Genomic DNA, 14,637 nt, shown 5'->3' with positions numbered 1-14,637 from the left:
TCGCCCCGTGACAGTTTCTGTCGCGGGGTTTTTTTGTGCCTGTCCCGTTCACGTGGATGACTGTTTCAGTGTGTTCGCTACGTACGGCAAACCCACAGGCGTGCTGCGACTCACGATTCAACATTAGTCGTAGGCTGCAAGGGCTTGGCGTGTCTGGCGCCGTCAGTATTGCCGGCAACGTCATTTCTTATAATGATCTGTTTTAAATGGTTTTTTGTTTGGATGATGGGGTGGGGCTCGTCTCGCTCACGCCAATCCTTTCGGATGTGTACGCGTTGGCAATAGTGGTATGTCCGCATGCAGCGGTTGAGCGTGCATGCTTCGCGAAGTAGTATTTTGATCGACATCCGAAAGAAATTTCATAAGCAACGTGAGCGAGTCCGACCGAAACAAAGACCTGTCGATCCAGATTGCATGGATGGCGTATATCGGCGGCCATACCCAGGCCAGCATCGCCGAGCGTTACGGATTGTCGCGTGCCAAGGTCAATCGCCTGATCAGCCAGGCACACGAGTCGGGTTATGTGCATGTCTTCATCGATCATTCGCCACAGCGATTGATCGAGATGGGCGATCGCATCGCCGCGCAATATGGGCTCGGGCATTGCACAGTAGTGCCCGAGGTCGAAACTGACGCAAGCTCACATGGCAGTGTCGCGGCACTCGGGTCGGCTGCAGCTTATTATCTGACCAACCGTTTGAACCACGGCGACATCCGGACACTGGGTGTTTCCTGGGGGCGGTCGCTTGCCGAGATGGCGCGCCGCCTGCCGCGTGAGCGTCGCCCGAATCTCGCTGTCGCTTCGGTCATGGGTAGCCTCACGCTCAAGTCGGCTATCAATCCGTTCGATGTCGTCCATCGCATTACGGACATTATTGATGCCTCTGGATTTTTCATTCCGGTGCCATTCATTGCCGACAGTGTTGCCGACAGAGATGTGTTGATCCAGCAGCGCAGTGTGCACGACGCACTTGAACGTGCGCGGCAGGCGGAATTGTGTTGCGTGGGGATCGGCGCGATTCGTTCGGATCAGCCAATGTTCATGGCGGACCACGGTCTACTCGCAGGCGATGAGCAAACAATGTTGACCAATGCCGGCGCCGTGGGCGAGCTCGTGGGTCGATTTGTCGACGTCGATGGTAATGAGGTCGACGTTGAGCTTAATCGTCGGATTCTGGGCTTATCTATCGACGAGCTTCGCGCGCGCGAAACAGTCGCCGTTGCCGGCGGCGTCGGCAAGATTGATGCGATACGGGCTGTTTTGAATACCGGCGCACTGAGCGGTCTGATCGTGGATGAAAACGCGGCCGACCAGCTTTGCGAGTCGGCAGAGGCTGACGGGCATGATGCGGTGAGCCGCGGAAAATCCGGGCTAAGCGCCCGTAATCTGGAGGAAGATCTATGAGTGACGAAAACGGCAAATGGTTAGACAAGGTCATGAAAAGCGGCGGCGTCAACCGACGCAAGTTTTTGGCCGATACCGGCAAACTCAGCCTCGCCGCAATGGGTTCTGGCATGTTCGCCAACACCCTGGCTACCGCAGCTTTGGCCGATACCAACTTTGACTGGAAGAAGCACAAGGGCACCAAAATCAAGTTGCTCTTGAATAAACATCCGTACGCGAATGCGGTCATCGCCTATCTGGAAAATTTCAAGAAGCTGACCGGTATCGATGTTGAATACGACATTTTTCCTGAAGACGTCTATTTTCAAAAGGTGACGGCGGCGATGTCGGCCGGATCGTCCGAGTACGACGTGTTCATGACCGGTGCTTACCAGCTTTGGCAATACGGGCCAGCGGGTTACACCGTTGATCTCAACCCCTATCTGTCGGATTCCAACAAGACCGCGGATACCTACAACTGGCGTGACGTCCAATCGAATATCCGTTACGCGCTGGCCTGGAGCGGCAACATTGGCGATCCCTTGGGTGGGCTGGACTCGCACCAGTGGGCGGTGCCAATGGCGCACGAACTCTACAGCATGTCCTACAACCAGAAAATGTTCGACAGTGCCGGTATTAAACCGCCAGAGGATATGCCGGATCTTTTGGATAAAAGTGCCAAGCTCAAAAAGGACATGGGCAACGGTTTCCCCATCGCGACTCGTGGCAGCCGTAGCTGGGCCACGATCCACTCTGGTTATATGTCCGGGCTGGCCAACTATGGCGGCAGCGATTTCGTCATGGACGACGGCAAGCTCAAGAGCGCGGTCAACAGCGAAGCTTGCAAAAAGTGGACCAAGATGTGGATCGACATGGAGCAGCAGTTCGGTCCGTCTGACTGGACCAGCTATACCTGGTACGAAGTCGGGCAAGCACTCGGCGCCGGCAAAGCCGCGATGATCTATGACGCCGATATCATCGGCTTTTTTCAGCAGCATGGCACCAAGCAAGCCGGCAACATCGCTTATGAGTCGTTTGCCCCCAATCCCGACACTGACCATCCGGATTCCAACATATGGATCTGGGCGCTCGCGATGAGCAGTTTCTCCCAGAACAAGGATGCGGCCTGGTATTTCCTGCAATGGGCCACCGGTCCCAAGGAACAGACTTTTGGTGCTACCGAAAAGAAACAGGTTGATCCGGTTCGGAAAGCGGTTTTTGAAGATGAGAAGTATCAGAATCGGCTCAAAAGCGATTTCCCGAGTTTTTCCGATACATACAAGAAAACGGTTCCGAACGCTAAGATTCAATTCACGCCGCAGCCATTGTTTTTCAACGTCACGACGCAGTGGGCCGCGGCGCTTCAGAAAATGTACAACAGCGAGATTTCGGTCGACGAAGGCCTCGATCAATTGGCCGAAAAGATTGACCACCAGATTAAGCCTCTCAACCGCTAGCGGCACAATAAGATGAACCCAAGCCCCATCCAGGCCGCTGTGCGGTCCGCGGGACAGACTCGGGTACGGCGCTCGAGCGATTGGGCGCCGTACATCCTGAGTCTGCCGGCTCTATTCGCGGTAATCGGCGTCGTCATACCGTTCGGTACGGCGGTCTATTACTCGATGCTCCAGTACAACCTGGCGATTCCGTCGCTGACGCACTTTATCTGGTTTGGCAACTACGTCGACCTGTTCACGAGCTCCGAGTTTTGGCACACCGTTTATATCAGCATGATTTACGTCGTCGCGACGGTGGGTCTGGAAACCATTTTAGGACTGATTGTCGCCATGGCGCTGGCGAGGCGCACACTGGTCAATAACATACTGAGTGTGCTGCTTATCCTGCCGTTCATGGTGGCCCCCGTGATCGCTGCGCTGATGTGGAAGTTGATGACCAATTCCAACTTCGGTGTGCTGAATTATTTTCTGCAATGGATTGGCATATATAACTTCGGATGGGCGTCGGATCCGAATTGGGCCATGTTTACAGCCGTTCTTGTCGATATTTGGGTGTTCACACCCTTTTTCATGGTATTGCTTCTGGCCGGGCTACGGGGGCTGCCGACCGAGCCGTTCGAAGCTGCTGAACTCGATGGTGTGCCGCGTAGCTTTGTGTTTTTCCGCATTACGCTCCCGATGTTGCGGCCTTACATAATTACTGCGGTTGTCTTTCATATGTTCGACAGTATCCAGCAGTTTCCAATTCCGTTCGGATTGACGCGTGGTGGCCCCGGCGACGCTTTGAACCTGTTTCAGGTGCGCGCCTATTTGGAAGCGTTCACCTACACCAGTCTCGGCAAGTCCGCAGCAATCCTGTTCGTACTTTGGGTGATCACCTACACCCTGAGCTTTTTCGCGATCAAATATCGCGATCGTCAGACCAAGGCGTAGGAGTAGTCCATGTCGCACCTAAAAGATCCGAAATGGTGGGGCTCTGCGTTGCTGCGTCTCGTCATCGTTTTGTTTTTTCTTTTTCCGATCTACTGGATCGGCGCCATGTCCTTCATGACGAACGAAACGGTGTTGTCGTTTCCGCCGCATTTCACGTTTTCGCCGACTATCGACAACTATCGGGCGCTGTTTTCCGGCAATCTTTCAACCTCGACTGGGTCGCTGTCGGTTCAGTTTCTGCCCAGCATGTTGAATAGTTTCATTCTGGCGGCGGGTTCTACGCTCGGTGCGCTTATTCTTGCGGTGCCGGCGAGTTACGCCTTTGCACGCTACAAGTTTCGCGGCAGCGACAATATGTCGTTCACGATCCTGAGTGTACGCTTCGCACCGCCGCTTCTCGTGCTGATTCCGCTGACCCGTGAATTCAACGCGCTTGGCATCGATAACCAGTACTGGAGTCTGATTTGGGTTTATTTCCTGCTGACTGTACCGCTGGTGCTCTGGGTGACTCGCGGCTATTTCGAGCAGATCAGCCCCGATTTGGAATCGGCTTATCGGCTCGATGGCCATAACTGGTGGCAAACCTTTTTCCGAATCGCGCTGCCACTGGCCCGGCCCGGTATCGCGGCTGCCGGTCTTTTGACCTTCATCTACGCATGGAACAACTTCATTTTTGCGCTTGTGTTGGCGTCCAAGGATACCCAGCCGGTCACGGTCGCCACATTATCGTTCATTACGTCATCGGGCATTAATTACGGCGCCATTGCAGCCGGTTTGGTGATCTCGATTATGCCGACGCTATTGATCGCCTTATACGCCCAGAAGCATCTGGTCGAGGGCTTGGCGGTCGGCGCCACGAAGGGTTAGAAAGCCAATGAGTCAGCAATCCCACCTCGAACTGACCGACTTGAACATTGCTTTCGGCGGTGCGTCTGTAATCCGTGATCTGTCACTGGCTGTGCGTCGCGGTGAGTCAGTCGTGATATTTGGTCCATCGGGTAGCGGCAAAACCACGCTGCTTAAGCTGATCGCCGGCAACATGGTGCCTGACTCGGGGTCGATCGCGATCAATGGCCAAGATGCCACGCGACTCGAGCCCGAACATCGCGGTGTCGCCATGGCATTTCAGACGTTCGCGTTGTATCCGCACATGAGTGCGTTCGACAACATAGCCTCGCCGCTGAAACAAAAGGGCTTCGGTCGCAACGAAATTGATCGCAGAGTGCGGGCGACTGCTTCGATGTTGAAAATCGAGCATGTGCTGTCGCACAACCCGGGGGCATTGTCCAACGGTCAGAAGCAGCGTACGGCACTGGCCCGCGCCTTGGTGCCCGAGGCCGATATCGTGTTGCTCGACGATCCCCTGCGAAACGTCGACGCCAAGCTACGTTACGAGATGCGGCTAGAGTTGCCCCGCGTGATCGCCGAGTTCAACGCCACGCTGTTGTATGTGACCCAGGATTTCAAGGAAGCCATGGCATTGGGCGACCGAGTGGCGGTGCTGCTCGACGATGGCACGCTCCATCAAATCGATACGCCGTCGACAGTCTACGATGCGCCGGCCGATGCTGACGTCGCCGAGTTGTTTGGTGACCCGCCGATCAATTTGCTCGATGTCCGCCCGACACGTGGCGGCGATGGTCACGTGAACGTCTGTATCGGCGATACCGAGCTGCCAGCGCCTAGTTGCCCGGACTCGCTTGTGGATAGCGACTGTCGGGTCGGCATCCGGCCCGAGGATGTGCAGATTGTCGATGAGCAGGCCGACAACACCGTCGCCTTTCTGCTCGAGACCACACTGCCGCTGAACGTACGAACTGCCACCCGGTTGGTCCACGACAACGGACTGGCGGTCACCGGTTCTGAATGGGCACTCGATGAGTCCACGGCCTCCAAGAAAAACACCAAAGTTTGGGCCCGCGTGGATCTGTCCAACGCGGTCTATTTCCCGGCCGCCTCCTAAGCAAGGCCGTTCTATGGCATCTCTGAATCTCGAGCAGCTGAATAAAGTTTATAACCCCGGCAAGCACGGGGTGCATGCGGTCGACAATGTTTCCCTTTTTGCCGAGAGCGGGGAAATCATCGGACTGCTCGGCTCGTCGGGCTGTGGTAAAACCTCTACGCTTCGGATGATTGCTGGCTTCGAATCGATCACGTCGGGCACCGTCAAGCTGGGAGACCGGACTCTGAACGGTGTCGCGCCCGGCAGGCGCGGTGTGGCCATGGCGTTTGAAGGCTACGCACTGTATCCGCCGCTGACGGTCTACGACAACATCGCCTTCGCCATTCGCGGCCAGAAAGGTTTCAGCGCCGGTGAGGTGCGCAAGCAGGTCAACTATATCGCCGAGTTGCTGGAGATCGACAATATTCTCGCTCGCAAACCGCTGGGGCTATCCGGCGGGCAGGCGCAGCGGGTAAGTCTTTGCCGTGCCTTGCTTCGCCATCCCGAGGTGTATCTGCTCGACGAACCAATGTCGCAGCTCGAGCCACGTCTGCGGGCGCAATTGCGCGTCCGGGTTAAGGAATATTTGGTCAACCGCGGTGTGACGTCGGTTTTCGTCACCCATGACCAGACAGAAGCCATGGCGCTCGCCGATCGAGTTGCCGTGATGGAAGGTGGCGTTTTGCAGCAATACGGGACGCCTTTCGAGCTTGAATCGCGGCCGAACAACCTCTTCGTGGGATCGTTTATCGGCGAGCCGCCGATGAATATACTTCAAGCGCGCGTTGGGTCGGCCGAATTGGGCGTTTATCTGGCGATCCACAGCGATGATCAAGACGAGGCGTTCGGTTTTACGCTGCCTGAAACGGTGCTGACACCGGCCATGAAACAGACGCTGACTGTGGGTCGGGAATTGCATCTCGGCATTCGTGCGCACTCCATGGCCTTCTGCGAAGCCGATGAGCCGGGTGCCATTCCGGTGTCGGTGGTGACCAATCAGTGGCTCGGGGATCAGGCGCATCTAGCGCTGACGACAGCCGGACGTCAACTGATCTGTGTAACCTCGGAGCCGGTCGGTTTATCAGCGAATGACAACGCGTTCATACGCCTGCCGCCCGAGCACCTGCATATCTTCGACAGCGAGACCACGGAAGCTCTATTCCACGGCTCGACTGAGCACGACAGTGCGGGCCAGTCTGTGGCATGAGTGATGAGTTAGTCATCGGTGTCGACGCCGGCACGTCCGTTATCAAAGCGGTCGCGTTCGATATCGAGGGTAAGCAGGTCGGCTGTGCGTCGCGACCGAATCACTATACGACCGTCGCTGGGGGCGGGGTCGAGCAGGACGCCAACCAGACTTGGTCGGAAACCGCGGCGACATTAATAAAACTAGGCGAGCGGGTCGATCGGCTTGCCGATCGCACGGTCGCGATTTCAGTAACGGGCCAGGGAGATGGTACCTGGCTGATTGATGCCGGCGGCGAGCCGGTCATGCCGAGTTGGCTGTGGCTGGATAGCCGCACCGTGGATACTGTCACGGACTGGCGGGCACACGGCGTCGCTGACGCGTACTGGCGCCTGGCGGGCACCGGTTTGAATCCGGCCAATCAGTGCGCCCACCTGAAGTGGCTCGCATGCCATCGCCCCGAGTTACTCGAACGTGGCGAAACGGTCTTTCACTGCAAGGATTGGCTCTATTTCAAGCTCACTGGTGAGCGGGTCACCGACCTGACCGAGATGCTTCTTACTTTCGGCGATATTCGCACCGGTGACTATAGCGACGAACTGCTCGAAGTGACCGGATTGACCGATTACCATCGATTATTACCACCGGTTGTCGACGGTCGGCACCATCATGCACCGCTCACGGCGGAGGCTGCGCGCGCCGCTGGCTTGAAAGCTGGTGTGCCGGTCGTGCTGGCGCCCATCGATATTCAATGTAGTGGTCTTGGCGGTGGTGTCTACGCCGGCCAGGCGTCAGTCGGCTGCTCGACGCTTGGTAGCACCGGCGCGCATATGCGGGTGATGCCTTCTCTGGCCGATGCAGGGTTGGACGGTCAGCCGACCGATCCCGCGGGCTATATCGAGCCGTTCGCACAGCGCGGTAGCTGGCTGAAAATCGTGTCCAACATGGCGGCATCGCTGAATATCGATTGGTTCATTAGCGCCTTGCACGGGTTTGCCGAGCTTATCGATGGCAACCGAGCACACCAGCATCCAGAGCAACTCCTGGCGATGCTCGATGAACACGTGATGGCAGCCGAGCCGGCGCAGCTTGTTTATCATCCGTTTATCTACGCGACCGGCGAGCGCGGCCCCTTTGTCGACCCCTCGGCGCGCGCTCAATTCCTCGGACTGCATGAGGATGTATCGATCATCGATATGTTGCGCGCGATTTATGAAGCGATCGCGTTCGCGGCCCGCGACTGTTACGAGGCGATGGGCCCGCTGCCGGATGAAATCCGGCTGACTGGTGGTTTCGCCCGGAGCGCTACGTGTCGACACATTCTTGCTGCTATCTGCGATCGGCCGGTGCGCTGTATCGAGCGCGAGGAAACCGGTGCGGCAGGGGCAGCGATCGTGGCCGGATTATCGCTCGGACATTATGCGGATCTTGATCGCGCTAGTGCCGATTGGGTTACACCGTATCTAGGCTCGACACAGACGCCGCAGGCGGATCTCGCCGCGCGCTATGCGCCGATGTTCGATGCTTACCGAAGTGGTTATCGCAATATGCGGCCATTCTGGCAAGAACTTCGGTCGGCACAACGGCAGGTGGCCGTGTGAGCCGGGTGGTGACCATCATTGGCGACCATTTCATGCAGCCGGGGCGTTTCGCCGAGGCGTTGGCCGCGCGCGTGAATCCGGATTTGGTGATTCGCACGGTCACCCTCGACTGGCCGGACGACCCCATGCGCCAGTCCGGCGACGGCACAGCCGAAAGCGGATTGGCCGAGTATGTCGGCACCCAGGCAGCGGTCGCCGAGGCGTTGGTCGATGCCGAATTGGCGCTGGTCCATCTGGCGCCTGTTGGCGAGGCGGTTTTCAAAGCCAATCCTCAGCTCGAATTTCTGGGTGTGGCGCGTGGTGGGCCGGTCAATGTCGATACGGCCGCGGCCAGGCGATACAACGTGCGGCTGGTTAATGCGCCGGGGCGGAACAGCACGGCAGTGGCTGAATTCACGGTCGGCTTGATTTTGGCGGCAACGCGGCGGGTGGCAGTCGGTCATCACGCGCTGTTTACGGACGGGCGCTGGCGCGGCGATCTCTACCGTGCTGACCAAGCGGGTCCAGAGCTCCGGCAGTTGACTGTGGGGATTATCGGTTATGGCCGGATCGGGTCATTGCTGCCGGCGCTACTCGCTCCGTTCGGAGCGCGTGTGTTGGTATGCGATCCGGTCGTTCAGATCGCCGACGATACGCCCGCCCGGCAAGTCGATTTCGATACGCTTATCGCCGAGGCCGACATTGTCTCTCTGCATGCCCGTCCGCCGGCCGATCACCGGCGTTTGCTTGGCGCTCGCGAAATTACCGCCATGCGCCACGGCGCCTATCTGATCAACACCACGCGTGGTGATCTAGTCGATCAAGATGCGCTCGCCCGTGCTCTTGGCAGTGGGCGGCTGGCCGGCGCTGCGCTGGATACATTCGATATTGAGCCGCTGCCAGCCGAGAGCCCGTTAACCGACCTCGATAACGTCGTATTAACGCCACATATCGCTGGCGCATCACATGACACCGTCGAGCGATCCGCCGCCATGCTGGCCGACGAAGTCGGTCGTTATCTGCGGCGCGATGCACCGCGCAATCCGGTGTCCTGATAGATATTTCACTCACCATTCAACGGAGCAAGCTATGAACGAGCAGGAAAAACGCCAGACCGTCATCGATCATTGCATCGAGATGAATGACAACGGCCTCAACCAGGGGACATCCGGCAACATCAGTATCCGCCACGACGACGGCATGCTGATATCGCCGAGTGGCGTGCCGTACAACGAGCTGCAACCCGACGACGTTGTGTTCGTCCACCCGGACGGATCGACGGAAGGCAAACTCAACCCGTCGAGCGAATGGCGTTTCCATATGGCCATCCTGCAGGGACGGCCGGATGCCAATGCCGTGGTCCACAATCACCCGCCTTACTGCACCGCACTGGCGATTCGTCATATGGAAATCCCGGCGATGCACTATATGATCGCAGCGGCCGGCGGTGATTCCATTCCGTGCGCGGATTATCAGACGTTTGGTACACAGGCGCTATCTGAAGCCGTTTTGGCTGCTCTCGAAAATCGTTCGGCATGCCTGATGGCGAATCACGGCATGGTTGCCTGCGGTCCGACCATGAAAAAAGCGATGTGGCTGGCTGTCGAGGTCGAAACGTTAGCCCGGCAATATGTGCTGTCACTCCAGCTTGGCGGTCCGAGCTTGCTGACAAGCGACCAGGTCGATGAAGTGCTCGAAAAATTCAAGACCTACGGCGCTCAGCCAAACCGCGAGGCGAGCTAAGCAAAAGCGATGCACGACAACACGGAGTCTATGTTTCCGGAAAGCGATGGGGCGACCGATGCGTCGCCGATTTACGACATGCTTGTCGTGGGCGCCGGTGTTAATGGCGCCGGCATTGCGCGCGACGCTGCGGGGCGTGGGCTGTCGGTCGCACTGTGTGAAAAAGGCGATATTGGTGAAGGCACGTCATCCCGGAGTGGCAAACTGATCCACGGTGGCCTGCGTTATCTTGAAAACTACGAGTTTCGGCTTGTTCATGAAGCGCTCAAGGAGCGTGAAATATTGCTGCGGATGGCGCCACACATAATCTGGCCGACCCGCTTCGTGTTGCCACACGAGAAAAGCCTTCGCCCAGCCTGGATGATCCGTGCCGGTCTTTTTCTGTATGACCATCTGGGGGGCGGCAATTCCTTGCCAGGCAGTCGAAGTCTCGATTTTCGGCGGCATGCTGAAGGCAACCCTTTAAAGCCCACATTCAAGAAAGGGTTTGAATATTCCGATTGCTGGGTGGATGACGCGCGGCTCGTGCTTTTCAACGTCAACGATGCCGTTGATCGCGGCGTTCGATTTTTCCCCCAGTCGCGTTGCACCGGGGCTGAGCGGGTCGGAGACCAATGGCATATAACACTGGCGCGCGAGGATGGCGGGGGCGATCACATCGTCCGCGCGCATGCATTCGTCAACGCCGCCGGCCCGTGGGTCGACCAACTCCTCAATCAGGCCATGCAGACGCATCAGTCGACGATTCGCCTGGTTAAAGGCAGCCATATCGTGCTGCCCAAGTTCTACGAAGGCACCCACTCCTATCTGCTGCAACACACCGACAAACGGGTCATCTTCGTCAATCCTTACGAAGGCGATAAATTACTGATCGGTACAACCGATATACCGATCGAGGGTGATCCGGCCGATGTCGAAATCGACGACGCCGAAATCGATTATCTACTGAACGTCATCAACCACCATTTCAAACACGAAAAAACGCGCGCTGACATTATCTCGACGTTTTCGGGCGTGCGCCCGTTATACGACGACCAAAACCAGGATGCATCGGCTGTTACGCGGGACTATGTGTTCGACATCAGCGACAACGGTGCGGGCAAAGCGCCGCTTCTGTCGGTCTATGGCGGTAAGATCACGACCTACCGTCGGCTGGCCGAACATGCGCTCGAACGCCTCTCTGGCTATTTACCGCGAATGGGCGCGGCGTGGACCTCTCATTGCTGCCTGCCAGGCGGCGATATCCCGAACGCGGATTTCGAAACTTTCCACAATGATCTGCGTCGACGTTATCCGTGGCTGAGCGAAGCGCTCGCACGGCACTATGGGCGTTGCTACGGTACATTGACGGACGCCATGCTTGCCGGCTGCCACAGTATTAATGATCTAGGTGAGCATTTCGGTAGTCAGTTCTATGAGGTCGAAGCGCGCTGGTGTATCGAGCGCGAATACGCTCGCTCGGCCGATGACATTCTCTGGCGGCGAACCAAGTTCGGACTGCATTTGGCAGCTTCGGAAATCGAGCGGTTTCGGGCATGGATGGCGAGCGCCGTCGGCGTGGAAGTGGCTGGATAAGGCGTGCCATGCGCCGAGATGGCGCTTCGAGCTTTAGTGCAATCTCGGTTGTTGGTTGCGACTGACCGTCTGAACTGATTGAACCCGGTTGCATCGGCGCCGATCGCTTGCCTAGCGTTGGCGCGCACAAGTCGCGATTGCGTGTGGATGGCGATGTGTCTTGAGCGCCGGAATGGCTGGTGTCTCCAGGATCGTTATCGAGCGCGGGGTGTGCCACGGGCTCGGCAACCCTATTAGGGGCGTTCGATTATTGCGCCTACGACATTCGTATGAAAAATCGACTATCGGGTTTCCCGTGTGGCCGTTCTCGGCGATAGTGATGCGGCGGCATATTTTTCATTTTTGAAAATCGGCTCGGTGGAAACCAATGTTTCTGGCCGTGCATAGGGAGTCTCGAATGGAGCGAGTAAGCTATCCGATCGCCAAGGTGACCGATCGCCAGGACCGTATTGTTGCCCGAGCGCAGGAGAGCGGCTATGTCGCGGTCGAGACATTAGCGCGTGAGTTCGGCGTCACGACACAGACAGTACGTCGCGATATCAACGCGTTGGCCGAAACCGGCCGCCTGCGTCGGCACCACGGTGGCGCCACGCCGCCGTCAACGATCGAAAATACCGAGCTTGCGATGCGCCAGGTCATTAACGTCGATGGCAAAAGGCGGATTGCCGAAGACGTGGTCGCGCGCTTGCCTGATCAAGCGTCGGCCTTTCTGACGCTTGGCACCACGATGGAGCAGGTCGGTGCCTGTTTGGCACGCCGCAGCCGACTCCGACTGATTACCAACAATTTGCGGGTGGCGGTATCACTAAGTGGTAACGAGGAATTGGACGTAATGGTGGCCAGTGGCGTTATGCGGTCTTTGGATGCCGGCGTTACCGGCGAGTCCGCGGTCGATTTTTTCGACAACTTTCGCGTTGACTACGCCCTGATGAGTATCTCCGGCATTGATTTCGACGGCACGCTGTACGATTTCGACCATCGCGAGGTGCGCGTGCTGCGTACGATTATGGCCAACGCGCGGCAGGTTTATCTGCTTGCCGATAGCACTAAATATGGCCGAGGCGCCCTTGTGCGGGCGGGCTCGGTGGCTGATGTCGACGCCTTTTTCACGGATGCGCCACCACCAGAGCAACTGCGCGCGGTACTCGAACGTTCGGGGGTCGAGCTACATATCGTCCAAGACTCCGACTAAAGTCGATATGCGAAAGCATATAGGCGTGCTAATGTTCAAAATACAAGGTATTTGATCGTAAATGAAAATTATCGGCGCGCCTCGATGTCCAGCAAGCAACATTTTGACCTAGTCGTCATCGGCGGCGGTATCAATGGTTCGGGTATTGCCCGAGATGCCGCGGGCCGTGGTCTCAACGTCCTGCTGTGCGAGCAGGGTGACCTTGCGGGCCAGACGTCATCGGCTAGTACCAAGCTGATACACGGCGGCCTACGCTATCTCGAAAACTACGAATTTCGCCTGGTGCGGGAAGCGCTGAAAGAACGCGAGCGATTGCTCGCGATGGCCCCGCACATCATCTGGCCGCTGCGTTTCGTGTTACCGCACAGTCGGTCACAGCGGCCGGTCTGGATGATCCGTGCTGGCTTGTTTTTGTACGACCATCTGGCTAAGCGGGAAAAGCTGCCCGCTTCCGGCGCGCTCAATCTGTCGACGCATCCGGCGGGGGTGTCATTGAATGCGGGTTTTAAGCGTGGCTTTATCTATTCCGACTGCTGGGTCCAGGATGCACGTCTCGTGGCGCTGAACGCGCAGGACGCGGCTGAGCGCGGCGCCACGGTCGTCACGCGGACACGATGCACGCGCGCGCAAGCGGATAAAGATCACTGGGTTGTGGATCTCGAAAGCGACGACCGGGCGGCGAGCGTAACGGCCACCGGTGTTGTCAACGCGAGCGGGCCTTGGGTGGCCAGTTTGTTCAATGACGTCATTGAGCGGCCAACAAACAACGGCGTGCGTCTGGTCAAAGGCAGCCATATCGTAGTGCCACGGCTTTTTGAGCACGACGACGCTTACATTTTTCAGCAGGACGACGGCCGGATCGTGTTTGCGATCCCATATGAGCAAGATTTCACTTTGGTTGGTACCACCGATGTCGAATACGACCAGGCGCCGGGGGACCCCAAAGCAAGCACTGAAGAGATTGATTATCTGTGCCGGGCCGCCAACGGCTATTTCGAGCGCCAGATTTGTCCGGATGACGTCGTTTGGACCTATTCGGGCGTGCGGCCGCTGTATGACGACCATAGTGGCAATGCCTCGACGACCACGCGCGACTACGTGCTCGATCTCGATGCAGGCCATGATCGGCCTCCGCTGTTATCCGTTTTTGGCGGCAAGCTGACTACTTATAGGCGGCTGTCCGAGCACGCTTTGGAAGAGCTCACGCCACACATCGGTCAAACGGGCAGTGCGTGGAGTTCCGACCAAAGTCTGCCCGGTGGGGATATACCGCGCGGCGATTTTTCACGCTATCTTGCGGCCCAAAAGAAACGATACAGCGCACTTCCGGCGTCACTGGTCTGGCGACTGGCCCGCAACTACGGCACACGAATGGATCGAATACTGGGCGATGCTCAGCGCGTCGATGATCTGGGGCGTTGTTTTGGTTCCGACCTTTATAAGGCCGAGGTCGACTATCTCGTTACCGCCGAATGGGCTCGGACTAGCGACGACATTCTGTGGCGTCGCGGCAAGCTCGGTTTGCGACTCAGTGATGCCCAGATCCAGGCTGTTGATGACTATCTGGCAGGCCATCGGATTGCGCGGCTCGATGCGCTCGCAGCGGTTGGCCTCGGCGAATCGCGTACCGGCCTGAGCGCTTAAC

Annotated in this window: 12 protein-coding genes; all 12 read left to right on the top strand. The window is 57.7% G+C overall.

Going from position 1 to position 14,637, the window contains the following annotated elements:
- Positions 1-370 precede the first annotated feature (370 nt).
- The 12 genes from HKX41_06610 to glpD all read left to right on the top strand — a co-directional run bounded on the left by HKX41_06610 (position 371) and on the right by glpD (position 14,636).
- Positions 371-1,405: a sugar-binding transcriptional regulator gene (locus HKX41_06610; protein ID NNC23826.1), complete on the top strand. Its 1,035-nt coding sequence runs from the start codon at positions 371-373 to the stop codon at positions 1,403-1,405.
- Between the two features lie 32 nt (positions 1,406-1,437).
- On the top strand, positions 1,438-2,841 hold the full coding sequence (locus HKX41_06605) for an extracellular solute-binding protein (GenBank protein ID NNC23825.1): 1,404 nt from the start codon (positions 1,438-1,440) through the stop codon (positions 2,839-2,841).
- A gap of 12 nt (positions 2,842-2,853) precedes the next feature.
- The gene (locus HKX41_06600; GenBank protein NNC23824.1) at positions 2,854-3,774 is read left to right on the top strand and encodes a sugar ABC transporter permease; all 921 of its coding nucleotides are present in this window, start codon (positions 2,854-2,856) and stop codon (positions 3,772-3,774) included.
- Between the two features lie 9 nt (positions 3,775-3,783).
- Complete coding sequence (locus HKX41_06595; GenBank protein ID NNC23823.1) at positions 3,784-4,641, top strand: carbohydrate ABC transporter permease; 858 nt, start codon at positions 3,784-3,786, stop codon at positions 4,639-4,641.
- Between the two features lie 7 nt (positions 4,642-4,648).
- Complete coding sequence (locus tag HKX41_06590) at positions 4,649-5,737, top strand: ABC transporter ATP-binding protein (GenBank protein ID NNC23822.1); 1,089 nt, start codon at positions 4,649-4,651, stop codon at positions 5,735-5,737.
- Positions 5,738-5,750: 13 nt separating this feature from the next.
- Positions 5,751-6,923 (top strand): ABC transporter ATP-binding protein, encoded by a 1,173-nt coding sequence (locus HKX41_06585; protein NNC23821.1) that lies wholly within the window; start codon positions 5,751-5,753, stop codon positions 6,921-6,923.
- Positions 6,920-8,503, top strand: coding sequence for a carbohydrate kinase (locus HKX41_06580; GenBank protein NNC23820.1), 1,584 nt, complete (start codon positions 6,920-6,922; stop codon positions 8,501-8,503). The genes HKX41_06585 and HKX41_06580 overlap by 4 nt, the downstream gene beginning before the upstream one ends.
- 32 nt (positions 8,504-8,535) lie before the next feature.
- Positions 8,536-9,537: a 2-hydroxyacid dehydrogenase gene (locus HKX41_06575; GenBank protein ID NNC23819.1), complete on the top strand. Its 1,002-nt coding sequence runs from the start codon at positions 8,536-8,538 to the stop codon at positions 9,535-9,537.
- A 34-nt stretch (positions 9,538-9,571) separates the two neighbouring features.
- Positions 9,572-10,225 (top strand): L-fuculose-phosphate aldolase, encoded by a 654-nt coding sequence (locus tag HKX41_06570; GenBank protein NNC23818.1) that lies wholly within the window; start codon positions 9,572-9,574, stop codon positions 10,223-10,225.
- A gap of 30 nt (positions 10,226-10,255) precedes the next feature.
- Complete coding sequence (locus HKX41_06565; protein NNC23817.1) at positions 10,256-11,800, top strand: glycerol-3-phosphate dehydrogenase; 1,545 nt, start codon at positions 10,256-10,258, stop codon at positions 11,798-11,800.
- A 397-nt stretch (positions 11,801-12,197) separates the two neighbouring features.
- A complete protein-coding gene (locus HKX41_06560; GenBank protein NNC23816.1) occupies positions 12,198-12,992 on the top strand; it encodes a DeoR/GlpR transcriptional regulator in 795 nt (264 codons plus the stop codon).
- Between the two features lie 84 nt (positions 12,993-13,076).
- Positions 13,077-14,636, top strand: a complete 1,560-nt coding sequence (gene glpD, locus HKX41_06555) for a glycerol-3-phosphate dehydrogenase (GenBank protein ID NNC23815.1) — start codon at positions 13,077-13,079, stop codon at positions 14,634-14,636.
- Position 14,637 lies beyond the last annotated feature (1 nt).

This window comes from Salifodinibacter halophilus (genome assembly GCA_012999515.1).
GTDB lineage: Bacteria > Pseudomonadota > Gammaproteobacteria > Nevskiales > Salinisphaeraceae > Salifodinibacter > Salifodinibacter halophilus.
Note: the sequence above shows the minus strand (reverse complement) of the source record. Positions and strands in the feature narration are given on the sequence as shown.